General features: G+C 47.5%; 26 protein-coding genes. 5 read left to right on the top strand and 21 right to left on the bottom strand.

What is annotated here, in order from left to right:
* Positions 1–78: 78 nt before the first annotated feature.
* The 7 genes from KNO94_RS10330 to KNO94_RS10300 all read right to left on the bottom strand — a co-directional run bounded on the left by KNO94_RS10330 (position 79) and on the right by KNO94_RS10300 (position 5,123).
* Positions 79–1,008, bottom strand: coding sequence for an NADP-dependent oxidoreductase (locus KNO94_RS10330; protein ID WP_214779419.1), 930 nt, complete (start codon positions 1,006–1,008; stop codon positions 79–81).
* Positions 1,009–1,109: 101 nt separating this feature from the next.
* Positions 1,110–1,643 (bottom strand): GNAT family N-acetyltransferase, encoded by a 534-nt coding sequence (locus KNO94_RS10325; protein WP_214779417.1) that lies wholly within the window; start codon positions 1,641–1,643, stop codon positions 1,110–1,112.
* Complete coding sequence (locus KNO94_RS10320; RefSeq protein WP_214779416.1) at positions 1,640–2,275, bottom strand: response regulator; 636 nt, start codon at positions 2,273–2,275, stop codon at positions 1,640–1,642. Before KNO94_RS10320 ends, KNO94_RS10325 begins: the two co-directional genes overlap by 4 nt.
* A 2-nt stretch (positions 2,276–2,277) precedes the next feature.
* A complete protein-coding gene (locus KNO94_RS10315) occupies positions 2,278–3,300 on the bottom strand; it encodes a sensor histidine kinase (protein WP_214779414.1) in 1,023 nt (340 codons plus the stop codon).
* Positions 3,297–3,986, bottom strand: coding sequence for a cell wall-active antibiotics response protein LiaF (gene liaF / locus KNO94_RS10310; protein ID WP_214742833.1), 690 nt, complete (start codon positions 3,984–3,986; stop codon positions 3,297–3,299). Before liaF ends, KNO94_RS10315 begins: the two co-directional genes overlap by 4 nt.
* 80 nt (positions 3,987–4,066) lie before the next feature.
* Entirely contained in the window at positions 4,067–4,711 is a 645-nt protein-coding gene (locus KNO94_RS10305; RefSeq protein WP_214742832.1) for a PspA/IM30 family protein, read from the bottom strand.
* 22 nt (positions 4,712–4,733) lie between these two features.
* Positions 4,734–5,123, bottom strand: coding sequence for a lmo0954 family membrane protein (locus tag KNO94_RS10300; protein ID WP_214779412.1), 390 nt, complete (start codon positions 5,121–5,123; stop codon positions 4,734–4,736).
* Positions 5,124–5,367: 244 nt separating this feature from the next.
* Between KNO94_RS10300 and rsgA the strand changes: the two genes are divergently transcribed.
* On the top strand, positions 5,368–6,333 hold the full coding sequence (rsgA, locus tag KNO94_RS10295) for a ribosome small subunit-dependent GTPase A (RefSeq protein WP_214779410.1): 966 nt from the start codon (positions 5,368–5,370) through the stop codon (positions 6,331–6,333).
* Positions 6,334–6,478: 145 nt separating this feature from the next.
* Entirely contained in the window at positions 6,479–7,732 is a 1,254-nt protein-coding gene (locus KNO94_RS10290; RefSeq protein ID WP_214779408.1) for an Nramp family divalent metal transporter, read from the top strand.
* Between the two features lie 39 nt (positions 7,733–7,771).
* On the opposite strand, the gene pflA is transcribed toward KNO94_RS10290, so the two are convergent.
* Entirely contained in the window at positions 7,772–8,488 is a 717-nt protein-coding gene (pflA, locus tag KNO94_RS10285; RefSeq protein WP_214742829.1) for a pyruvate formate-lyase-activating protein, read from the bottom strand.
* Between the two features lie 56 nt (positions 8,489–8,544).
* The gene (gene pflB / locus KNO94_RS10280) at positions 8,545–10,791 is read right to left on the bottom strand and encodes a formate C-acetyltransferase (protein WP_214742828.1); all 2,247 of its coding nucleotides are present in this window, start codon (positions 10,789–10,791) and stop codon (positions 8,545–8,547) included.
* 361 nt (positions 10,792–11,152) lie between these two features.
* Here pflB and KNO94_RS10275 point away from each other — a divergent pair, with 361 nt between their 5' ends.
* The 3 genes from KNO94_RS10275 to KNO94_RS10265 are packed head-to-tail and all read left to right on the top strand — an operon-like array spanning position 11,153 to position 13,436.
* Positions 11,153–11,575, top strand: a complete 423-nt coding sequence (locus KNO94_RS10275) for a hypothetical protein (RefSeq protein WP_214779406.1) — start codon at positions 11,153–11,155, stop codon at positions 11,573–11,575.
* Positions 11,576–11,628: 53 nt separating this feature from the next.
* Positions 11,629–12,795 carry a DEAD/DEAH box helicase gene (locus KNO94_RS10270; RefSeq protein WP_214742826.1) on the top strand — a complete coding sequence of 389 codons (1,167 nt, stop codon included), beginning with the start codon at positions 11,629–11,631 and terminating at the stop codon, positions 12,793–12,795.
* The gene (locus tag KNO94_RS10265; protein ID WP_031421056.1) at positions 12,792–13,436 is read left to right on the top strand and encodes a hypothetical protein; all 645 of its coding nucleotides are present in this window, start codon (positions 12,792–12,794) and stop codon (positions 13,434–13,436) included. Before KNO94_RS10270 ends, KNO94_RS10265 begins: the two co-directional genes overlap by 4 nt.
* Before the next feature lie 22 nt (positions 13,437–13,458).
* On the opposite strand, the gene KNO94_RS10260 is transcribed toward KNO94_RS10265, so the two are convergent.
* The 12 genes from KNO94_RS10260 to deoD all read right to left on the bottom strand — a co-directional run bounded on the left by KNO94_RS10260 (position 13,459) and on the right by deoD (position 24,066).
* Positions 13,459–14,565: a hypothetical protein gene (locus tag KNO94_RS10260; RefSeq protein WP_214779404.1), complete on the bottom strand. Its 1,107-nt coding sequence runs from the start codon at positions 14,563–14,565 to the stop codon at positions 13,459–13,461.
* 9 nt (positions 14,566–14,574) lie between these two features.
* Positions 14,575–15,381: a hypothetical protein gene (locus KNO94_RS10255; protein WP_214779402.1), complete on the bottom strand. Its 807-nt coding sequence runs from the start codon at positions 15,379–15,381 to the stop codon at positions 14,575–14,577.
* Positions 15,378–16,058 carry an ATP-binding cassette domain-containing protein gene (locus KNO94_RS10250; RefSeq protein WP_214758205.1) on the bottom strand — a complete coding sequence of 227 codons (681 nt, stop codon included), beginning with the start codon at positions 16,056–16,058 and terminating at the stop codon, positions 15,378–15,380. The genes KNO94_RS10255 and KNO94_RS10250 overlap by 4 nt, the downstream gene beginning before the upstream one ends.
* Entirely contained in the window at positions 16,036–16,428 is a 393-nt protein-coding gene (locus KNO94_RS10245) for a GntR family transcriptional regulator (protein WP_214779400.1), read from the bottom strand. Before KNO94_RS10245 ends, KNO94_RS10250 begins: the two co-directional genes overlap by 23 nt.
* A 139-nt stretch (positions 16,429–16,567) precedes the next feature.
* Positions 16,568–17,158 (bottom strand): kinase, encoded by a 591-nt coding sequence (locus tag KNO94_RS10240; protein WP_214779398.1) that lies wholly within the window; start codon positions 17,156–17,158, stop codon positions 16,568–16,570.
* A gap of 52 nt (positions 17,159–17,210) precedes the next feature.
* On the bottom strand, positions 17,211–18,896 hold the full coding sequence (locus KNO94_RS10235; RefSeq protein ID WP_214779396.1) for a b(o/a)3-type cytochrome-c oxidase subunit 1: 1,686 nt from the start codon (positions 18,894–18,896) through the stop codon (positions 17,211–17,213).
* Positions 18,897–19,367 (bottom strand): cytochrome c oxidase subunit II, encoded by a 471-nt coding sequence (locus KNO94_RS10230; protein ID WP_214742820.1) that lies wholly within the window; start codon positions 19,365–19,367, stop codon positions 18,897–18,899.
* 23 nt (positions 19,368–19,390) lie between these two features.
* The gene (locus tag KNO94_RS10225) at positions 19,391–19,540 is read right to left on the bottom strand and encodes a cytochrome c oxidase subunit 2A (protein WP_353047844.1); all 150 of its coding nucleotides are present in this window, start codon (positions 19,538–19,540) and stop codon (positions 19,391–19,393) included.
* 147 nt (positions 19,541–19,687) lie between these two features.
* Positions 19,688–20,398: a Crp/Fnr family transcriptional regulator gene (locus tag KNO94_RS10220; protein ID WP_214742819.1), complete on the bottom strand. Its 711-nt coding sequence runs from the start codon at positions 20,396–20,398 to the stop codon at positions 19,688–19,690.
* Between the two features lie 153 nt (positions 20,399–20,551).
* Positions 20,552–21,937, bottom strand: a complete 1,386-nt coding sequence (locus KNO94_RS10215) for an aldehyde dehydrogenase (RefSeq protein ID WP_214779395.1) — start codon at positions 21,935–21,937, stop codon at positions 20,552–20,554.
* Between the two features lie 148 nt (positions 21,938–22,085).
* Positions 22,086–23,153 (bottom strand): MFS transporter, encoded by a 1,068-nt coding sequence (locus tag KNO94_RS10210; protein WP_251125925.1) that lies wholly within the window; start codon positions 23,151–23,153, stop codon positions 22,086–22,088.
* Positions 23,154–23,352: 199 nt separating this feature from the next.
* Entirely contained in the window at positions 23,353–24,066 is a 714-nt protein-coding gene (gene deoD, locus KNO94_RS10205) for a purine-nucleoside phosphorylase (RefSeq protein WP_074033044.1), read from the bottom strand.
* Between the last annotated feature and the right edge of the window lie 6 nt (positions 24,067–24,072).

Here is a 24,072-nt window from a genome sequence, read left to right as displayed (position 1 = left end):
CTTGAGTTAACCTATCAAATTTAATAAAAAGAGGTGGATCTCCGGCGTATGCTCCGGGAATCCACCTCTTTTTCTGCATCATTTTACTTTGATGACGATTTTTCCTTTCGCATGACCTTCTTCACCATAGTCGTGCGCGAGTTTCGTTTCTTCTAAATCAAAGACTCGGTCAATCACTGGTTTCAGTTCACCTGATTCGACGGCTTCCGCAATTTTTTTCAACCGTTCCCCTGTCGGTTGCATAAAAACATATTCGGCACGAGCTTTTGCTTGTTTGGCCTCCTCTTCATTCGGTGGGGTCGAGATGGAGACGAGCATCCCATCCTCTTTAAGCATTTGATACAATTTGCTCTGCCCGTCGCCCCCCATCGTATCGAATACAAAATCAAGATCACGGACGGTCTCTGCCGGGTCTTGTTGTTTATAGTCGATGACCTCATCGGCTCCAAGTTGTTTGACCCAGTCCACGTTCCGCGTACTCGTCGACGTGACGACATACAAGCCGTGTGCTTTCGCGAGTTGAATGGCTACTGTCCCGACACCACCTGAACCAGCACCGATAAAGATGCGATCACCCGGTTTGGCATCCATCACTTCGAACATGACTTGCCACGCCGTATGGGCCACGAGTGGCAGTGACGCGGCCTCCTCAAAACTCAACGAGGCTGGTTTTTTGACGACGAGATGGGCATCGACCGCGACGTACTCGGCGTATGTGCCTTGCCGCGCAATATCAGGGCGGCTAAACACTTCATCTCCGACCTCAAGCTCAGTCACATTCGCCCCGACTTCTTTGATGATACCCGATACATCCCATCCGATGACGAGCGGCATCTCGTAATGGAGCATTTCTTTCAAGTATCCTTCACGTAGCTTCCAATCAACCGGGTTGACGCTCGCGGCATACACTTCAATCAATACGTCATCTGCACCAATCGTCGGTTGCTCCAACTCCCCTATTTTGAATTCATCTGACCCACCGTACTGTTCGATATAAGCTGCTTTCATCTCATCGTCCTCCTTTTGTTGGCTCACCCTTACTTCGTTCCCATTTTATTTCTATGACAAACGAAAAGCACACCGCCTTGCGAGCGGTGTGCTTTGAACAGTCAGTTTCTTGTCATGCAACTATATAGGTAGACGTCATGCGATTGTCCATGTTGACGCATGTAGTTATGTAGACGTCCTTCTTGAATGAATCCATTCTTTTCTAACATACGTTGGGAAGCAATATTGTCGATATAGACGATGGCACCGACACGTTCAATTTCACATGTTGCGGCAAACTGAAGGGCAGCCTGAAGCGCTTCAGTCGCATAACCCGTACGCCAGTATTCCGGGCTGAGCTCATACCCAATTTCGGCACGGCGGTGTGATGGCGCACGATTGTGAAACCCAATCGTTCCGATTAACGTGTTCGATTCACGAAGTTCGATGGCAAAACGAATAATCGCTCCCGTCTCGATTTGAGCGAGCATATGGGTAAGCATCTGCTCCGTTTCTTCTAACGTCTGATGTGGCTCCATTCCGTAGTGACGTAACACTCGTTCATTTGAAAAGATGGCGAATACGTGTGGGCCGTCCTCCATTTGAAGAGGACGTAATCGGAGACGATCCGTCTCAATCACAGGGAGTCGAGTCATCCTTTACTCACCAAGTTATGGTGGAACGCATAGACGACCGCCTGTGTCCGGTCATACACATCAAGCTTCGTCAAGATGTTCGACACGTGTGTCTTCACCGTTTTAAGTGAGATGAACAATTCATCCGCGATCACTTGATTCGACTTCCCTTCTGCCATAAGTTGCAAAATTTCCCGTTCCCGGGCAGTCAAACTCTCGTGGAGGGTCATCTCTGGATGGCGCAGCCGTTCGAGCATCTTTCCTGTCACTTGGGCGGCCATGACGGGATTGCCGGCGGCGGTTTGACGAATCGCGTCTGCAATCTCGTTCGCATTCGCTGTCTTTAGGACATAACTCATCGCACCTGCCTCGATGACCGGATACACTTTCTCATCATCTAAGAAACTCGTGACGACCAAAATCTTCGCTTCTTTCCAACTTGCTTTAATTCGTTTCGTCGATTCGACGCCATCAACGGGCTCCATCACTAAGTCCATGAGGACAACGTCCGGCTTCTCCGCAATCGCAAGTTCCGCTCCCGTTGCTCCGTCGGATGCTTCACCGACGACTTCGATGTCCGGTTGCGTCGATAAAAAGGCAGACACGCCCGCCCGAACCATTTCATGATCATCAATTAATACAACTCGAATCATCATTACCCCTCCACTTGTTGTTTCACACGTACTTCAATTTGTGTCCCGACATTCGGTACACTGACCAATCGCAGCGTTCCACCGACTTCCGCCGTACGCTCTCGTATCGATTGTAATCCATATGAGGCGACTTGTGTATCGTCCACATTAAATCCGATTCCGTCATCGTTAATCTTTAAAATAACCGTCTGTTGCACGGTCCGCATCTCGATTTCTAAACGCGTCGCTTTGGCATGTCGTAACGTGTTACTGATCGCTTCCTGAACAATTCGGAACAGTTCATTCTCAGTGTGCCGAGATAATTTTACTTCTTCTAAACGCCAGACAAGCTCTGTCGATTGTTTACGAGACAGTTCTTCTAGTAGACGTTCGATTCCGGTCTTCAACGTCATACCTTCTAACTCTACCGGTCGAAGTTGTAGGAGTAACGAACGCATCTCCGCCTGTGCGGTCTGAGCCATCAGCTCGACTTGCTCCATTTGTTTATTCGCTAGTTCCGGTTTTGTCTGCATCGTTTGTTTGACCGCTGTCGTCATCATCGAGATGGCGTAGAGTTGTTGACTCACCGAGTCATGAAGTTCTCGCGCGACCCGTCGTCTTTCTTCGACGACGGCTTCACTCCTTGCTTCTTCGACACTGACAGGACGTTCGCCGACTCGTTTCGCCATCTCAATCATCTCTTGGCGTTGTTTTGACACACGAACAATTCGTTCGAGCGTATCTCGGTAAGGAGACAATGGACGGAAGGTGATCTCTTTTTGATTTTCTAGTTTCCAAAGGGCATTCGCGACCTCACGGAAGTCTCGGCGCAAATAAAAATACGATCCGACACCAAAGATACTCCCGACCAAAACGGCGATTACTAAAATAGACACACCGAAAGGCAACCCTTCTTCACGTGAAAATAAATCGCTCAGTGAAATCGAGTCACCTATGAGAAACGCCACTGTAATCAAGAAAGCCGTTAACAGGCTGCTGAATAATTGATGCCAGACGACCGTACGGGGATAGGAGTCTTTCTTCATACCGTCATCACCTCCACACTTCCGCTCATAAGCACGATGTGGATTCGAACTTTCCGTGTCGCCTGAACATAATCGTCTGATGCCGTATAGAAACGGCGGTTGAACACCGGTGAATAATTCGAGTCATCGACTTGCACTTTTCCAAATCCAATCGACGCATCGATTGAATAATCATACCCAGCAGGAATGAGAATCCGAATGTCTCCAGCAAGCCCATTGAGGAGTAAGAACGTCTCTCCTTCCGGAATGATGGCTTGTGACAAATCCATCTCGACATCCCGTAGTAAAAAGAACTCATTTGTATCACGTAACACGTAGTGTCCCGATTCTTTCATTCCAAACGAGAAGGCCTGTTCCTGACGAAGAGGTGTCCGGATTTTCGATTCGACCGGACGATTCTTATAAAGTCGATAGCCGAATAATAGCAGAAGTCCGGAGAGTACGAATCCGAAGGCGGCTGACGAGAAGATCAAGCCGATTAACAAAATACCCCCGATGGCGTAAAAAATGTAGCTGGTTGACTGCTTTCCTCGTCGACTGAACCGTCGCCCGATGTAGAGGAGCAGCAATGGGAGGATCATGCTGAATAAGACGCTATTTCCACCCGTCACGATATCAATGAAGAGTCCAACCGAAAATAAAATAATCATGAATCCAATGATTTGACGCGTGTTCCAACGTTCCATGTCCATTCCCCCTTTCATTTCATATATGTATGAAGCAAAGAAAGCGATGACCTGATTTAGGTCATCGCCGAACCGTCACCTCACTCTTGTTTAAAGCGACGCTCCAGTTCTTTTAGTTTTGCTTCAAAGTCGTCTTCGTCTGCCTGTGTGTCTTGCTTTTCTTCAGCAGGCTGTTCTTTCTTTTCTTCTTCAGTAAACGGATGAGACTGCGACGTATTTTGACCAAAGATTTGGTCGAGTGCCCCTTTTAACAGATCTAGGTTTTCACGCATCGCAAATTCATAACGTTTATTTTGCATTTCATCGAGTTTGAGTTTCATCTCGAGCGCACGACGCTCCAATGTATCCAACTCGCGTTCACCTTCGTCAATCAATCCTTCAAAGTAACGGTACTGTTCCCCGTAGTGCTTGGATTCGAGTGCTGCGCGTTCTGCCAATTTCTCTTCCCCGGCTTGTTTCGCCAGTTCTGTCTGTTCATATCGTTTATCCGCCATCTTTTTGGCATCATCACGTTTTTCGGCAAGTTCTGCGAGCAATGTACGTTGACGTTCGACGAGGCGCTCAACCGATAACGCTTCCTTCTCCGCTCCACGAATATGACGGTTCAATTCCGCTTCTCCGCTAGAACGTGGCATCTCTTTGTCCTGATACTTCTTCACTTCTTTTGAAATCTCTTTCGTCAATTCATTCGCTAACTCACGAAACTGATCAAACGGTGTCTTCATGGTGAATCCTCCTTATGAAATCTCAACGACGATTAACAAATTTTTGCCACACTTGATCGAACTGTTGGAAGCTGCTCCGGCTAGCACGCGTTCCATCTGCATTTAAAATCTCGACTTCCGGGTCGCGCTTTTCACCTGTATACATCATATACCCTTTAAACAACAACCACGCGACAATGATTCCGACGAGCGCCCAAATGTTTGAGAGCATCGTCCCAATCCCAATGACGGCAAGGATCCCGAAACCAACTTTAGCACCGATGTGTGTTACAGCCTTAAAACGGACTCCAGCCCAAAGCGTCAAGAGCGCTCCTAACCCGAATAAAATCATATTCGGTAAAGAACCGATCAACACAAGCACTAGAGCGATTGCGGCTACGATGAACAACACCTTTTTCACTTGGTGATTCATCTGTCATCCCTCCTTGTTAAGTACACTCTTATCATAATACGTTATTTTGAATCGGTCGACGACCGGAAGGCTTGTTTCGCCTCGGTCTTTAGACCGAGATGTTACCGTTTCCAATAACTGTGGTACACTCAATTTATCGAACAATGAAAGGATGATGTTTTATGAGCAACATGATGCATGCACGCCACCTAATGTCAGAGAATCGGAGGGCTGTCGTCCTCCATCAATAAAGGGAGGATTCTTTTTGAATCAACAAACTGAAACGGGACGTGTCACGGCACAGTTCCAACATCTTTACACGGTATCAATCGGAGAGAACGGCTATATGTGCGGGGTTTCCGGAAAATTTCGACATGAGGCGACGAGCGAACGGGACTACCCGGTCATCGGCGATTATGTCACGATTCAAGTTCGCGAGCATGGTCAAGGGACGATTCACCATCTCCTTGAGCGTCGGACCGTTTTATCACGAGCGGCCGCCGGCAACGAGACACGTGAACAACTGATCTGCGCGAACGTCGACTACGTCTTGATTACGATGGCATGTGGACACGACTTCAACATCCGTCGTCTAGAACGCTATACCCTTGCCGCTTGGGACACCGGGGCCATCCCCATCATCGTCTTGACGAAGACCGATCAAGTCGACTCCGTCGACACATTGCTTGAAGACATTGAAGTGAACGCACCGGGGATTCAAGTATTCCCCGTCAGTGCTGTGACGGGAGAGGGTGTGACTGAACTTCGTCACGCGTTACCGAGCGAGAGCACGATTGCCTTCGTCGGTTCATCCGGAGTCGGAAAATCTACGTTGACGAACGCTCTCGCCCACGAAACAGTGGCCATTACACAAGCCGTCCGAGTGCAGGATGAGCGTGGGAAGCATACGACGACCCATCGCGAACTGTTCCGAATCGATGATTTATACGTCATCGACACACCGGGAATGCGCGAGTTCGGTCTGTGGGAAGGAAGCGAGCATCTCGATGAGACGTTCCGCGATATCGAAGCTCTTGCCGAGACGTGTCGTTTCCGCGACTGTTCTCATCAGAAAGAACCGGGTTGTGCCGTCCAACAGGCGCTCACGAACGGCACACTAGACGCGAAGCGCTATGCAAGTTATGTCAAGCTAGAACGTGAACTTCTTTATATGGAAAAGAAACAGGCGGAACACGCTCGTGTGTTAGAAAAGAAAAAACGTCGACTTTAGATCCGTTGCACTGTGAGTCAAACGACTCACAGTTTTTTATTTGAAATTTGACAGGTTCTCATCACAGGCGTAAAATTGCCATATACTTAAAAAGTTTGCCTAGGGAAACAAATTAACCATTACGCAAAAGAAAGAAGGATTCGGCATGCTGAACGAAGTGGATTCGGCTCTCACTCACAAATCAATGTCTCAAAAAATAAAGACGCTCCTTCCTTTTTTAGGACCGGCGTTCGTCGCTTCGGTCGCTTATATCGATCCCGGAAATTATGCAACGAATATTGCCGCTGGATCTCAATTTGGTTACTTGCTTTTATGGGTCATCTTAGTGGCTAACTTGATGGCCGGATTGATTCAAACGTTGTCTGCTAAAATTGGAATCGCGACCGGAAAAAACTTGCCTGAGATTTGTCGTGACCGTTTTTCTAAGAAGACTGCTATCTTTTTATGGATTCAAGCCGAACTCATGATCATGGCGACAGATTTAGCAGAGTTTGTAGGGGCAGCACTCGGAATTTATCTCGTGTTTGATGTGACACTCATTCAAGCGGCACTTCTGGCCGCCGTCGGTTCTTTTGCTATTTTGGAAGTACAACGTCGGGGATATCGACCACTTGAAACGATTGTGACGGGGATGCTACTCGTCGTCGCGCTCGCTTTTGCCATTCAAACGTTCAGTGCTCAACCAGAAGTAAAACCACTCTTATCCGGTCTTCTCATTCCTCGGTTCGATGGGACGGAGAGTATATTATTGGCTGCCGGAATATTAGGCGCTACCGTTATGCCTCATGCCATCTATTTACACTCTGCGTTGACACAACGACGCATCACGGGTAAAGATGCCGTCGCACGTAAACGTATCATGAAATTCGAACGAATCGATGTAACGATTGCCATGGTGCTCGCTGGTGCAATCAATGCGAGTATGCTAATAATCGCAGCCGCTGTCTTCTATAAGAATGGATTCGTCGTGAGCGACTTAGAGATTGCACACCAGCAGTTTGACTCCTTTTTAGGTTCACCGATCGCCATGCTGTTTGGAATTGGACTAATGGTTGCCGGATTGTCGAGCGCATCCGTCGGGACTTTGGCTGGAGACGTCGTCATGCAAGGTTATATTCAAAAACATATCCCGATTTATGTACGTCGTGTGATTACGATGGCTCCGCCACTCTTACTCATCCTTTCCGGTGTGAACTTGACGAATGCTCTCGTGTGGAGCCAAGTTATCCTGTCGTTCGGTATCGCATTCGCCCTCGTTCCTCTGCTTCTCTTCACGAGCAACAAATCCTTGATGGACGAACTCGTGAATCATCGGATGACGACATGGATCGGTTGGGGAATTACGACAATCGTCATCGCATTAAACCTTTTCTTAATCATCCAAACCTTTATCTTCTGATTTAAAAACAAGCGCAGACCACATCGGTCTGCGCTTGTTTTATACAGTTCCCTGCAAGATTCCTTCCGCCCATTCGACTTCCTCGGACGTCGGGGGTTTCGTACCTTTGAGCGGATAATCGAGACCGAGCGCCTCCCATTTGTAGACACCCATCTCATGATACGGCAAAATCTCGACTTTCTCGACATGGTCTAACTTTTGAATGAACGCGGCCGTGCGACGAAGCGCACCTTCTTCAAGCGTCCACCCAGGGACAAGGACGTGGCGAATCCACATTTTCGTTCCGCGCTCGGAAAGATGTTCGGCAAGCGCGAGCGTGTTGGCATTGCTACGTCCCGTCAACTTCTTACACATGTCGTCGTCGATATGCTTGATATCGAGCAAGACAAGGTCGGTGTGATCTAAAATCGCATCCAAATTAGGAGGTCGGAGCGCACCGGACGTATCAAGTGTCGTATGAAGCCCATGCTTTTTCGCTTCACGCAGTAGCGCCTCTAAAAATTCAGGTTGCGCGAGTGGGTCGCCACCAGAAATGGTGATGCCCCCCTTCGATGCTTCCATGAACGGACGGTAACTGAGCGCCTCTTGAATGACGTCTTCAGCCGAGCGGTGATTATTCTTTTTGAAATCCCACGTGTCCGCGTTATGACAGTATAAACAACGCAAGGCACAACCTTGTAAAAAGACGATGAAGCGAATACCAGGGCCGTCAACTGTTCCGAATGATTCGACCGAATGTACATATCCCATTGTCATCGAAATGACCTCCTAACGAATGAGCGGCCCTCCGTGGAAGGCCGCTAGACCTTTACTTACAACGAACCGTGGAACGTACGGTTGATGACGTCAATCTGTTGCTCACGTGTCAACTTGATGAAGTTGACCGCATATCCTGATACGCGAATCGTGAGTTGTGGATATTCTTCTGGATGTTCCATTGCGTCAAGGAGTGTCTCACGGTTGAAGACGTTGACGTTCAAGTGATGTCCTTTGTGCTCTCCGCTCATGTATCCATCAAGGAGTGCCGCCAAGTTGAGTTCACGTGCGATCTCTTCTTTCCCGAGTGCTTTCGGTACGATCGAGAACGTGTATGAGATTCCATCTTGTGCATGTTCAAATGGAAGTTTCGCAACAGATGAAAGCGAGGCAGCCGCGCCTTTTGTATCTCGTCCATGCATCGGGTTCGCCCCTGGAGCGAATGGTTCACCCGCACGGCGTCCGTCTGGTGTATTCCCTGTTTTCTTACCGTAGACGACGTTCGATGTGATGGTGAGGACCGATTGTGTGTGAAGCGCATCACGGTATGTTTTATGCTTCCGCACTTTCTCCATGAATGATTCGACGAGTTCGACCGCGATGGCATCGACACGGTCGTCATTGTTTCCGAATTTCGGGAAGTCTCCTTCTGTTTCGAAGTCGACGATGACTCCTTCTTCGTTACGGACAGGTTTGACGTTTGCGTATTTGATTGCTGAAAGACTATCCGCCGTTACCGAGAGACCCGCGATTCCACAAGCCATCGTCCGTAAGATTTCAGGGTCATGAAGCGCCATTTCGATGCGTTCGTACGCATATTTATCGTGCATGAAGTGAATGACGTTGAGCGTGTTGACGTATAATTCCGCCAACCAGTCGAGCGTCCGGTCAAAGTCGGCATATACTTTTTCGTACGTGAGCACGTCTTCTGTGTTCATTTCCCAAACCGGAGCGATTTGTGCTCCGCTCTTCTCATCGCGTCCACCGTTCATGCTATAGAGAAGTGCTTTTGCCATGTTGGCACGCGCACCGAAGAACTGCATTTGTTTCCCAATCTTCATCGGTGACACACAACATGCGATGCCGTAGTCATCACCGAATTGTGGCATCATCAAGTCATCGTTCTCATATTGAATAGCCGACGTTTCAATCGACATTTTCGCACAGTATTGTTTGAAGCCTTCTGGAAGTTTCGTCGACCAAAGGACTGTCAAGTTTGGTTCTGGAGCTGGTCCGAGGTTCGTGAGTGAATGTAAGAATCGGAATGAGCTCTTCGTGACGTTCGAACGACCATCTTCACTCATCCCACCGATCGATTCCGTTACCCAAGTCGGGTCACCTGAGAATAATTCGTTATAGTCCGGTGTCCGTAAGAATTTGACGATTCGAAGCTTCATGATGAAGTGATCGACGATTTCCTGAACATCCGATTCTGTTAAACGACCCGCTTCAAGGTCACGTTCAGCGTACACATCGAGGAATGTCGAGACACGACCGAGTGACATCGCTGCACCGTTTTGTTCTTTGATGGCAGCAAGATACGCCAAGTAGACCCATTGATACGCTTCTTGCGTGTTTTCTGCAGGACGACCGAGGTCAAATCCATAAGCGGCCCCAAGTTGTTTCAATTCTTGGAGGGCACGAAGTTGTTCCGATAGTTCTTCCCGGTCCCGGATATCCGATTCAGATAAGAATCCACCACGTTTCGCCAAGTCTTTTTTGCGTTCTGCCATTAAGAAGTCGATTCCGTAGAGGGCGACGCGACGGTAGTCACCGATGATGCGTCCGCGACCATATGCATCTGGAAGTCCTGTAATGATTCCTGATTTACGCGCGGCACGCATCTCAGGCGTATAGGCGTCGAAGACACCTTGGTTATGTGTTTTACGAATTTCCGAGTAAATTTTTGTGATTTCTTCGTCTGGCTCGAAACCATATGATTCGAGTGCGGCATCCACCATGCGAATCCCGCCATTCGGGTGAATCGAACGTTTGAACGGCTCATCCGTCTGAACGCCAACGACTTTCTCTAACTCTTTGTTTAAGTAACCTGGTCCATGCGACACGATTGTCGATGGTGTGTGTTGATCAACGTCCCAGACGCCTCCACGTTCACGCTCTTCTTTTGTCAGTTCCATCACACGATTCCAAAGAACGTTTGTCGCTTCTGTCGGACCTGCTAAAAACGTATCGTTTCCTGTGTATTCATGACGGTTCAAACGGATAAACTCACTGACATTCACTTCATTTGTCCACTGACCAGGAACAAAACCTGACCATGCGGATTTGATTTCGGTTGCCATGTTGATTCACTCCTCATTCTCGAAAGTAACTGCGTGTTATCTATACTGTGAGTGTACGTGAAAACGTGAACAATATGTTTTACATTCTTGTGAAACTTGTAACAATCTTATGAACGGGATGATATAGCCGTTTTTGAAAGCGTTTTATAAACTGTTATATCCGTTAGTTTATATAGTTTGAAACAGATGATTCCCAATTAGATAAGGTTTACCTATCATCTGTACTAATTTGATTGTTCTGTGACGAACTATACAGTTTTTAAGGTGATTAATCTCACATCACTCGGTTAGAACTTGAATTTTTGTGTCGTATCAGACACAATGAAGGCAGAACATTGTATAAGAGGAAGGGGTTCTACTCATGACGTATGAACCATTAACAGCAAATCACGCCTTTCAAGTTGGCGATCGTATCTCATTGAAGGTCGATGAGGCCGGTGAAAAGCGTGACGGATTTATCACAGAGTTTGAAGACGGAGGGTTTTGGATCCGCTTTGACGATGACATCGAGAATGAAGATTTTATCGACTATCGCGACCAGTTACTCGCCGCCCTTTTGTCGCGTCCGATCCATGTCATTACGACACATCCGGAACTGAAACCGTTCGAGCAAATGACGGCCGAATTGCAGTATCGCGTCTATCAGGGCTTCACAATCGAGAAAGTTGAATTGACAGCAGAAGGTGCAGACGCCCACATCCAACTCATTGAAGACGGTCAGACGTACACACAGACGTTACGTTCTTCCATGGAAGATGGTCAGGAGCATGTTCGCTATATTTGAGGAGGGAGCGCTTTCGCTTCCTTTGTTTTTGCCTAAAGATAAGGAGACCGAATATGAATTTTACAAAACCTTTTATTAACGAAACGTGGGAACGGATGGGCTTCAGTGAGCCGATGCCGGTCCAAAAAGAAGCGTTTCCCCTACTATTAGATGGAAAAGACGTGACAATCGAGGCACCAACCGGAACGGGTAAGACACTCGCCTACCTGCTCCCAGCCATTGAAAAGATTGATCCATCGAACGACCGCATCCAAGTCGTCATCGTCGCTCCGACTCGTGAACTTGTTATGCAGATCCAACAAGTCGCACAACGTTTCACCGAAAAGGGAGATGTCCGCATCGGCTCGTTCATCGGCGGCGTCGAATTGAAACGCCAAATCGACCGAATCAAGAAAAAACCTCAGTTGATCGTTGGAACACCGGGTCGTCTCGTCGAGTTGATCGACAAGAAAAAGCTGAAGCTTCACGAGACGCATACCGTCATCTTAGATGAAGCCGATCAAATCATCGACAGCGGTTTGACAGAGGCCGCAGAACGCATCATCAAGCATACTGCGCATGAGCGTCAACTTGCACTCGTCTCGGCAACACTTACCGATTCACTTAAAGAGTGGTCGGCACCGTTCATGAACGAGCCGGCACATATCAAAATCGAACGTGCTGTCAGCGATCAAGTGACATACGGTTACTTGTTGACGACGCGCCGTTATAAACCGGAACTTCTTCGTCGCCTTTCGCACGTAGACGGCGTGAAGGCACTCGCCTTCATCAACAACCGCTCATTCTTACCACCGCTTCGTGGTGAGCTTGAAAAGTTGAAAGTGGACTATCGGATGCTCGACAGCTTAAAAGGAAAACGGGAACGCGTCGAGACGCTCCGTGAATTCCGTAAAGGCGAATACCCGCTCCTCATCACGACAGGACTTGCTGCACGCGGTCTCGATATTGAAGACGTGACGCACGTCGTCCATTTCGACTTACCGGAATCAATTGATGACTTCATCCACCGTTCTGGCCGTACAGCTCGTGGGAATGCAGGCGGAACCGTCCTTTCTCTCGTGACGACGGACGATTTGCCACACTTAAAATCATTCGCGCGTCAACTCGGTGTCGAGTTGAAAGAGCTCGAAATCTATCGCGGTGACGTGATTGAGAAACGGATTGAGGAGAAGCCTCCTGTCGTCAAACGTCCTGCGAACAAGCGAGGACCGCGCCGATGAAAAAAGACCGGAAAGTAATTCCCTTCCCTTTGCTCGTCGAAGAGTCCGAATTGCTTGCCGAACTGAAAAAGTTGTATGAGCAAGCGGCTCTCGCGCGAAGCACACAGTGGACAAATTATATTCAAGAGATCGCCTCGGAAGGGACATGGCATTTAAAAGATGCCGAACTCTTCCGTGACCTCTTCATCGATTGGGCCGTCTTCTTTGAAACGGACGAGGATGGGATGACACCCCATGGCCGCTATTTGGCTGACCATAAGAGCGATATGTCCCCTGCCCTCTATCACGCACTCCGAGGACTAGCTGTCCCGCGTTGTAGCATCTTTGAAGTCACAGAAGACGGTCAGTTGAAAGACTGGGAGTCAAAAGAGACATACGCCGTTCAGTTACCAGAAGAACGTGAGACCGGTGACCTCGTTCTCGGGAAGCTACTCGATATCCGAGGCAGTTGGCGTTTCGGTTCAGCGTTTCTCGCCTTACCTGCGAAGATGTCTGGGAATGTTGCCGATTTATATATCGACTTTACAGATGAAGTCGGTCCCGGTGCCTTTTTGGAGCAGTTCCCGGAATTCTGCGCGGAACTGATCGACTTGTTGCTGGATTTAGAAGAAGGCGTCATCATACCGAAACCATCAAAATAAGCAAAGGGCCGCGGCCCTTTGCTTATTTTTGTCTGACATATACGTTAATTTCTTTGAGCATATCACGTGCGTCTTCATTTTCAGGCGTGATCGCCGCACTTGAGATTTGTTTCCCATCCTCGTACACATCGATGACGACACCGTCTTTCGCCTGGCGCGTTTGGTAAAGGCGACCATTCGCATAGAAGGCATCATCCACCGAATCGAGAACTTTACGAGTCATCTGCTTCCCAGTGTTCAAATCAATGACGACTTCCTCGCCGTCCTCATTTAATGCGAACAGGTTGTGACCCGACACTGTATAATCCCAAAAGACTTGGTCTTCTGCTAATTGAACAACTTTACCCGTTTTTGTGTCGTAAGCGAAGAGTCCTGGATTCGGATTCTCAACATTGATTTCTTCTTCCCCTTCTCGGATCACTTCGTACGAGCTGACGCCGACTGGGATGTACCGTGTTTCTGTCATTTGAGAGGATACATCGGTATTGTAAAGTCGATTCGTATTGATGACATGGGTGATAAATCCTTTGTCAATACTCAACTCTTTGACGGTCACCTCATTCATCGCTTGATCGAACGTGGCGAGCTTCGTTTTTTCTTCACCGTCATATCCATCTCGATAGATTAAGTTTAACTGACCATCATGCAAGAATACGCCTGACCATACCCCGTTCACGATGTCGTATATTTTTGAATCATTGGCATCGAATGAAAATGTCGATAACTTTTCTCCATCTTCTTGTTTAAACACGATGAGCTCTTTCATCCCATCCTGACCAACCCCAATATATCCGTCTTCTGTTCGAATCGATTCCGCATACGTCATTCCGTTCATTTGTCGATGAATCGCACGTTCTCCCTCATTCAAACGTTCACGATATCGCAGTCCTTCAGCAATATAATTCAAGTTTGACGTGATGTGACTCTCATCCGTCGTCACTTCAAACCGCTGTTCAATATCGTTCTCTGTGCTATAACTGACCTCTACCACTGCATCTTCCCACACAGATGGATTCGAACTGATGTCTAACGCCCATTCTGCTTTTGGTTCTGTCGCATCTACAGCAAACGTCCCAAGTCCAATCACGATGACCGCACCGAGCGCGGCCACATTCCACATTCGTTTCATCTTTTCACCTCACACATTCAATTTCGTCTGTAAAAAGTGTCTGCCTAGCCAAATCGTCACACTCACCCATACCATCAACACCACACCGACATACACGATCGTCTCGTCATAAATTAGTCGATTCGACAAGAACGCGTAGCCTAAAATGGGAATAGTAAAGATGACAACTAGGATCGACAAGCTAAGTACCGGTGACCACATCGTCCGTTGCCAGAAACTTCGTTCAATCAACACGAATGTGAAGATGAAGAGCACAGCAATCATGATCATCAATTGATGAATGACAAAGTTGATGAGCGAAGAAGGGTACATCATAGATAGCATTGGTTGGTACGATAGTGCTTGTTCAAATGATCCTTGAGTAGGAATCATCTTGTCCTCGAACCAACTCATAAATGCTATGTATTGTAACTTGAGGGCAATCCATTCGACGGCGAACAATCCTAAAGTCATCATCAAAATCGTAGCAAGTTTGGCGAAAAAGATTGTCATCCGTTTTTGTGGCATCGTCAGAAGTCGTAGCATGAACGTCCCTCGTCCTTGAAAATCGCGGTACCAGATCCATACGCTGTACAGTAACACGGCAGCAACGGCGATCCCGAGGGATAAAAGATATGGAGTCCCGTTTAAGTAACTGACAAACATCAATTTGTAGTCAGCTGCTCCCTCTCGTCGCAACTGTTCATACTTATCTGTCTCATTCCATAAAAAGTAACCGAGCCATCCAAACTGGACGACGAGGAGACCTGCGACGAATATTAAGAACGGTTTCGTGACACGCTCGACTTCCCAACTCAATAGTTTCAATATATTCATGCCCCGTACTCCTCTCTCATCACATCGACGATAGATTTCCCGTGAATGAAACGGACATCCTCGACATCAAACTCACGAACGATGCGTCCGTTATTCAACATGACCGCCTTGTCGATCAAGTACTCGATATCCTCAATTTCATGTGTCGTGATGAGGACGCCCCGGTTCTCCATGATTTCACTAGAGAACAGTTCAACAATCTGTTCTTTCGAAAAGACATCGATTCCTGAGAACGGCTCATCGAGCAATAGATAATCCGGGTCTTGGGCAATCCCGAGCGCAAGGTTCGCTTTGGCGAGCGTCCCTTTCGATAACTCGCTCAACTTGTCCTCCGGGAACAATTTAAAATCTTCGACGAGACGAGCAAATAATGCCGAATCAAATGTCGGATAAAAATCTTTCATAAACGCCTCACATTGTTCAATCGTGAAATGAATCGGGAACATCGCATGGTCGGCGACAAAGGCGACACGATTCAAATCAATTGGTTTTCCATCAATCAATACCGAACCTTTATCGAAAGGTGTCAATCCCATGATACCTTTCAATAACGTCGATTTCCCCGTTCCGTTCAGCCCGATCAGGCACGTGATTTCCCCTTTTTTCGCTGTGAACGAAACGTCTTCAATAACTTGTTTCCGGCGATAGCGCTTTTTAACTCCCAACACTTCGATCATCGTACGTCCCCTCCTTGTACTGACGTTTAATCTTATCGACCAGCTCGTCTACCGAGACGTCGAGTTCTTGAATCGCTTCCACAAATACCGCGACCGCGTCATCTACAATCTCAGAGCGGATTTGTGCCAATACCGTCCGATCTGTCGTTACGCGACTTGGTCGATTTCGTTCAGTCGTAATCAATTGTTGATCCTCCATTTCCTTGAACGCTTTTTGAACCGTGTTCGGATTAATTTTTAAATCGTTCGCTAGCTCTCGTCGCGATGGCATCTCATCTCCGGCTTTTAATTCACCGAGCGCCATTTTCTTTTTGAAGTAGTCGACGACCTGTAAGTAAACCGGTGCCCTCGTGTTGAATTGCATGTTCATCACCTTTCTAAGTGTATGACATGGTTAATACACTTTCTAACTGTATTATTGTCGTAATACACTTTGACGTCAATCATTTTTTCAAATTTTCTCCAAAATAAAAACATCTGACGTATGCGTCAGATGTTGAAACGTTCAGTCAGAGCACGATGTCTGCTCCTCTTTTCGGGTCGACATGTTGTAGATACAATTCTTCCCCTGGCCAGTACCTGCGCTTGTATTTCTCAAGCCGTGCTATCGGATCACCGAGATATGTATCACGGTTTAATACCCGTTCATATCGAACTTCTCTAGGACAATCGAGATAAATCACATAGTCGAAATAAGAACGCCATTCCGGACGTTGCAGAAAAATTCCTTCGACGACGACTGTATGCGCAGATGATACGTCCACGACCTCCTCTGCGATGACATCTCGTTCATATACGTAACGAGATAACGTCAATTCCGTCATCCCATTCCTCAATGGACGAAACAGTTCACGCTCTAAGCGCGACACGTCCCATTGAAGTGCATAATACTCGATTGGTTCAGCCTGTCCGGTCTCATAGCGTTTGTCCCGTTCGACGATATAGTCATCGATGTGAAGAATGTAAATGCTTGGGTCATTGTTCAAATGTGAAACGAGCGTCGTCTTGCCCGCTCCGCTCAGTCCATCAATCGCCACGACAAACGGTCGATTCTCTGAGTGCATCGAACGCGCCGCACGGATGACGTCTACTATGTTCATATCGTTCCTCCTCACACAAAAGAAGTCAGCTCACGAATGAGCTGACTTCAGTTTACCAGAGTACCCAACCACGCGCTCCTGGAGGCGCACTCTCAATCAAGTGCCAGATTGGAACGGTGTATGCAAATGCGATCAAGACGAACGTCACGGTAATCCATAGCTTCCAATTCTCGAAGTAACGCGGTGTATCCATCGCCGCCTCTTCTGTCTCGGCGAGCGGGAATTCTTCTTCGCCTTTTGGAGCGAGGAATGACAAGTTGAACATCGAGTAGACGAAGATGAGAACGGAGATGAACAAAATCGTTCCCCCGATTGCCATCATGACATGATATGGGATCCACTCACGCGTCAACGCATCCGAGAAATAAGTTGCCGGACCCGTTCGACGTGGGTTCCCGTTCAATCCTGAGATATGCATCGCATAGGACATGATCGCCATACCGAACGCCCATGTTCCTGCTTGAATCAATCCAAGCTTGTTCATCGCCTTCGTCAACGTGCGACCACGAAGGACTGGGACGAGCCAGTACGCTGTTCCAAAGAACGTCAAGGCGACGGCAGTTCCGACTGTGATGTGGAAGTGTCCTGTGACCCAAAGCGTATTGTGGACCATCGCGTTCAATTGGTGAGACGCGTTGATGATTCCACCTGCACCGGCCGGGATGAAGAACAACATCCCAACGAAAGGAGCAAGGAAGCGAACATCGCCATATGGCATTTTCTTCACCCATCCGAACAGCCCTTTCGCGCCGAGCGCACGTCCACGAAGTTCGAACGTCGCAAAGAGCGAGAATGCAGTCATGAATGATGGGATGACGACTAAGAACGTCAAGATGACTTGAACGAACTTCCAGAACGGTTCAATCCCTGGCTCTGTCAACTGATGGTGGAAACCGACCGGGAATGAGAAGAGTAAGAACAGCAAGAACGCCATCCGCGCCAACGCATCCGAGAAGATCTTCCCACCGATCACTTTCGGTACGACCGTATACCACACGATGTATGCCGGCATGAGCCAGAAATAAACGAGCGGGTGACCGAAGTACCAGAACAATGTACGAGATAACTCGATTCCGACTGTATCCGTCCATCCTAACGAGAGCGGAAGGAGCTGGAATAAAATCGTGGCTGCGACACCAAGTGTCGCAATGTCCCAAAGAAGCATCGTCATGATACTCATATAAGCCGGAAGTGGTGGATGAACACCAGGGTTGTCACGCTTGTAATCCGCATACATGCGGAACATCGCGAAAGACGACAACCATGTCCCGACTACGAATAACACGAGTCCGACATAGAAGAGCGGATCTGCCATGAGTGGCGCATAAAACGTATATAAGACCGTCCCTTTATTGGCCAAAATCATGACGGTTACCATGACAGCACCGATGATGATCGTCCAAAAACCGAGCCACGCGACACGCGTCGGGAATGATTCAAAGCGACCGAACGATTTCGCGAGTAACGCATATAAAAGACCGATAATGAACATCGTCGTAAAGACGAGTCCAAGCATGATTCCGTGTGCAGTCAGAAGTTGATAGTATCCAAAGATTTCAGGAATGACACCCGTCCGAATCAATGTCTGAGTCAATCCAGCTAGCGCTCCAATCAAGATGGCGAGAACGGATACGAGAACGTGTCCGTAGGCAAGACGTGACTCTTTGGCTCCGATGCTCGGAACCGGGACCCCACGTTCCATCTCCCATTGCTTTAGTTTAGATGATACGTCATTCATTTACTCCACCACCTTGATTTTAGTCGACATCATGTGATGTCCTGATCCGCAATATTCGTTACAAAGAATTAAGAACTCACCCGCATCTTCGAACGTATACGTCAATGAGTTGATATGTCCAGGGACGACCATCATGTTGACCGGTGTACCCGTCAACTGAAATCCATGAACGACGTCAGGTGACGTGACGAGGAATGTCACTTTTGCCCCTTTTGGAATTTCAACATTTCCTGGTGTGAACGTAAACGCTTGCGCGATCATGACCAGTTCGTATTCATTTTCACCAATTTGATGAAGTCCTGGTTTGTCAAATGGAGCTGTCTGATTTACTTTTGCCGGGTCAATCAAATCCGCATCCGAGGCGGGTTGATTGCCTGCTGCGAATGCCGATACCCCAAGAACAGTCAAGAAGACTGCGAGAAGAATGATACCAAATGTTAGCCAATATTTTTCTAGTTTATGAATATGCACGACGAGACCTCCTCCCTACATGTTTATCGTGTGACGAATAAGTAAAAGACTGATGACCACATGGCGATGATGACACCCGCCACGATCATGACCGATGTAAACGTTCCCTTTAAGTTCGGCTCTTGCCCATCTTTATGTTCCACGTGTAAGACCCCTTTCGGTTGTTTTTCCACCTTTATTGTATGCAATCGCCCAGGTGTTAATATGTGATATTTATCACTTCAAAAGTGACAATCACATCAATTTTGCGTAGTTTCAACACATAAAGTTCACATTTCTTAAAAACAGTCCACAAAAAAACCGCCTGATGTAGAGGCGGTTTACAAACGACATATTCCTGCTGGACAACCCTCGCAATGGCATAGTTCCTTTAAAAAATCGACATCGTGGATGACGATCGATTTACCGGTCGTGCTGATGACCCCATCCTTTCGCCACTGACTAATCAAGCGGTTCACCGTCTCTCGCGGGGCTCCGATCAATTGTCCGAGCTCACCATCGGAAGGGTGACGAGGAATCACGATCGTACCTTCTTCCTCCACACCTTGCATCGCAGCCATCCGAAGTAACGTCGAGGCTAACGCCCCTGGTTTACCGTAAAGCAATAAATCACGTACTTTCATCTCGGAATGTTTACGCATCATCGATGTCCATCGTAAGATTTCTCCAGCAAACCGAATATCACGTTGCATGAGCGATTCCAATTCACGTTTTGAAATCGTCCCGATTGTACTCTCTTCGGTCGTCTCGATGCTATATGAACTAGGGAAAGTCTCCACAATATCGAATTCACCAAAGAAATCATCTGCCCCATACATGAACATGACAAGCGGATTTCCCTTTTTCGTAATTTTTGTGAATTTGACAGAACCACTCTTTAAGTAAAAGAACTTTTCACACTTCTCGCCTTCCCAACATACGATACTCGCTTTCGGATGATGTTGGATTGTCATCATTTCGAGTAGCAATTGCTTCGTTTCATCTGAGAATACAAAACTGTTCGGTTGGGTCGTTCCACATTGCATTGACATAGGTCGGTGCTCCCTCCATGTTTCATTCGTCCATTCCATTTATGACTTTATTATACAGGAGTGTGACAGCGAGTATCAGAAAAGTGTGTGACATTTCAAACAATCTTTTCAAAATAAAAAGATTCGGTATAGTAACCGAATCTCTTTATTCCCTTATCGTTGAATCAATCGAATCAATCGTTCGGCCGGTTTGAAGTTCGGATACCGAACTGGTAAATCAAATTTCGTCGTATTTTTCAAAATGGACTTCGCATGACTGAACGTCTCAAAGCTCGTTCGTCCATGATAGGCTCCCATTCCGCTCTCACCCACTCCACCAAACGGTAGATTCGGGTTGGTCAAGTGCATGATGACATCATTCACACATCCGCCACCGAAGGAAAGGTGCTTCATGACGGTTCTTTCCACGTCCTTCGACTCGGTAAAGAGATAGAGCGCCAATGGGTGTGGTCGGTCCGAGATGAACTCGATCACTTCGTCCAATTGACGATATGGAATAACCGGTAAAATCGGACCAAAAATCTCATCTTTCATCACATCAGCATCTTCATGAAGGTTCGTCATGACAGTCGGTGCGATTTTCAGTTCATCCCGATTCGTTTCTCCACCGAACACAAGATCACCTTCTGTCAAGTAGTGAGACAAACGGTCGAAGTGTGATTCATTGACGATGCGCGTGTATCGTTTCGTACCGACACCGTTCCCAAACATCGCAAACGCCTCTTGTTTGATCGCTTCTAAAAATGCTTCTTGTTGTGATTCATGAACGAGCACATAGTCTGGTGCGACACACGTTTGCCCGGCGTTCATCCATTTTCCCCACGCGATACGTTTTGCCGCAATGGAGACGTTCGCATCTCCGTGAACGATCACAGGTGATTTCCCACCAAGTTCGAGCGTGACTGGCGTCAGGTGTTTCGCTGCCGCCTGGTTGACGATTCGGCCAACTTGCGTCGATCCCGTGAAGAAAATGTAATCCCATTTTTGGTCCAACAGCTCTTGCGCTGTGTCTTTATCCCCTTCGACACTTGCCACATATCGGTCAGTGAAGGCACGCTCTAACACTTGCGTCAGGACGCGCGCCACATTCGGCGTCAATTCTGAAGGTTTGACGACGGCTGTATTCCCTGCCGCAATTGCGCCGATGAGCGGCGCAACAGCCAATTGGAATGGATAATTCCATGGAGCGATAATCAATACCGTACCATATGGCTCGTACTGAACTTCACTCTTCATCCCAAGATGGATGGCCGTTCCTCGGACACGTTTCGGACGCATCCATCGTTTCAATTCGCGCGTTGTGCGTGAAATCTCATCGTAAATGAATCCGATTTCCGTCGTGTATGCATCCATTTCGGACTTGTTCAAATCTTCGCGAAGGGCCTCTAACAAATCCGCCTCGTGATGCTTAATGGATTCCTTTAAAAACGTCAGCATGCTCAAACGAAATGCCATCGATTTTGTCGCCTGGGTTTTAAAGAAGCGGCGCTGTTTCTGGACTAGTTCGTCAATCGTCAACTGTTCAATCGGTGCCAGCATGAAATTTCCTCCTTATGATTCATCACATTGATTTCATTGTAACATCGTGTGAAAAGCGTATCGAAAAAAACGCTTTCATCGATTTTACGCACACAAAGCGTTTAAATATTTAAACGTTTAATCATAGTAATCGATTGCCTCGGTCGTGTCAAAACATCTGTCCCTTCTTTCGTGCACTGACAAGAAAGAGGAGGCTCGCGCTCCCTAAAATTAAGCCGGTCAGTGTGAATTGCTGGGCGATTGAGAGCGGAAGAACACTTAAGAACGATGACCCCGCTACCGTTCCGAGAGAGAAAAAGGCATAGAACGCCCCGTATGCTTTTCCTCGATTTTGAGGAGAAGTTGCTTGAATCAACAACGTATTGATGGCCGGGAAAAGAATCGCAAACCCGACACCATATAAGGCAAGTACCCCATATAGACTAGTTTGTACACTCGATTGTCCAATGAACACCTGGCTTGCCCCAATGATCGCCACCCCAAGCGCAGTCAATTTGGTCGGCGAGAACCGATCGAACAATCGATTCGTCGGTAATAAAAAGAACAAAACGGCGACCACGCCGAACAGACTAAGTAGTGTCCCGCTCAACCTTGAATCATATCCAAGTTCCTGTACATGGAGCGGTAGTAAAAAGGCGAGTGCCCCTTGGGAAAACATGAGGAAGAAAGCACCCCAATAGGCCCGAACCACTTTCGGATCCGGCTTTTCCGGCGCCCGCTCTTTTTCTCTATTTATCTCGACCGTTTGACTTCGTCGCATCGTCACAATCGTCACGACGAGAATCACCCAACCGAATAAAGAGACGAATAAAAAAACGGTCGGTGGTGATGTGATACTGGCGACAATTCCACTGAACGCAGGACCGATAATGGCCGCTAATCCGACGAAACTACCGGTGATGGCTACTTTCTTCCCTTGACGATTCATTGCGGTGATGTTCGCAGACAAGGTAAACGCAGCCGGCACGATGAGTCCTGCCATAAAGCCGTGGACACATCGGACAAGCAGTAATATGGATGGCGACTCGACGAATTGGTAAGCGAGTAAACTTAAGCTCGTCAGGAACAAACCGAGAACCAATACGCGATATGGACCATTCTTGTCAGTCCATATACCGGACAGCACATTTCCAAACGTGTTCGTCAACGAATAAATTGCGATGGAAAAACCAGCGATAAATGAAGATGCCCCAACGGATAATGCAAACGTACTCATGATTGGAAGTTGGGCGAACAGATCAAAAAAAGCAAAAAATACGATTGTATATAATATAAAACGTGATGGCGTTTTCATCGAACTATTCCTCTTTCCCGTGATCTTATTCTTAGTCTAGCTGGAGCTCCAACCGTTTCATAGGGATGAATGGGTTTGGACACAAAAAATCCCTACAGCCAAAGACTGTAGGGAAAACTGTTTAGTTCGTCACTTCAACCGCTGTATCGAGAGCGACACGAATCATTTCATCAAACGTCGTCTGACGCTCTTCTGAAGTCGTCTCTTCACCTGTCAACAAGTGGTCAGAGATCGTGAGGATTGTCAACGCGTTTACTTTATGTTTCGCCGCAAGCGTGTAAAGACCCGCTGCTTCCATCTCGATTGCGAGGCAACCGAAGTCCGCCCATTTCTTAAAGTGATGGAAATCATCTTGATAGAATTGGTCTGCTGTGAAGATTTGTCCGACTTTGACCGGGATACCCGCCTTCTCTGCATTCATATATGCACGATGTAGGAGGTCGAACGTCGCTGTTGGTGCATAGTCCATTCCGTTGAAACGAACACGGTTTTGTCCCATTTCACTTGATGCGCTCATCGCGATGACGACATCACGCACTTTGACGTCTTCTTGAATGCCGCCCGCTGTTCCGACACGGATCAAGTTTTTTGCACCGTACGACATGATGAGTTCGTTCACGTAAATCGACATCGATGGGACACCCATCCCTGTACCTTGAACCGAGATCCGTTTTCCTTTGTATGTTCCCGTGAAGCCGTACATGCCACGAACTTCATTATATAATTCGACGTCTTCTAAAAACGTTTCCGCGATGTATTTGGCGCGAAGCGGATCCCCTGGAAGTAATACCGTTTCTGCAATTTGTCCTTCTTGAGCTCCAATGTGTACACTCATGTTTGA

The organism is Exiguobacterium sp. s22 (genome assembly GCF_018617455.1).
Classification (GTDB): domain Bacteria; phylum Bacillota; class Bacilli; order Exiguobacteriales; family Exiguobacteriaceae; genus Exiguobacterium.
Note: the sequence above shows the minus strand (reverse complement) of the source record. Positions and strands in the feature narration are given on the sequence as shown.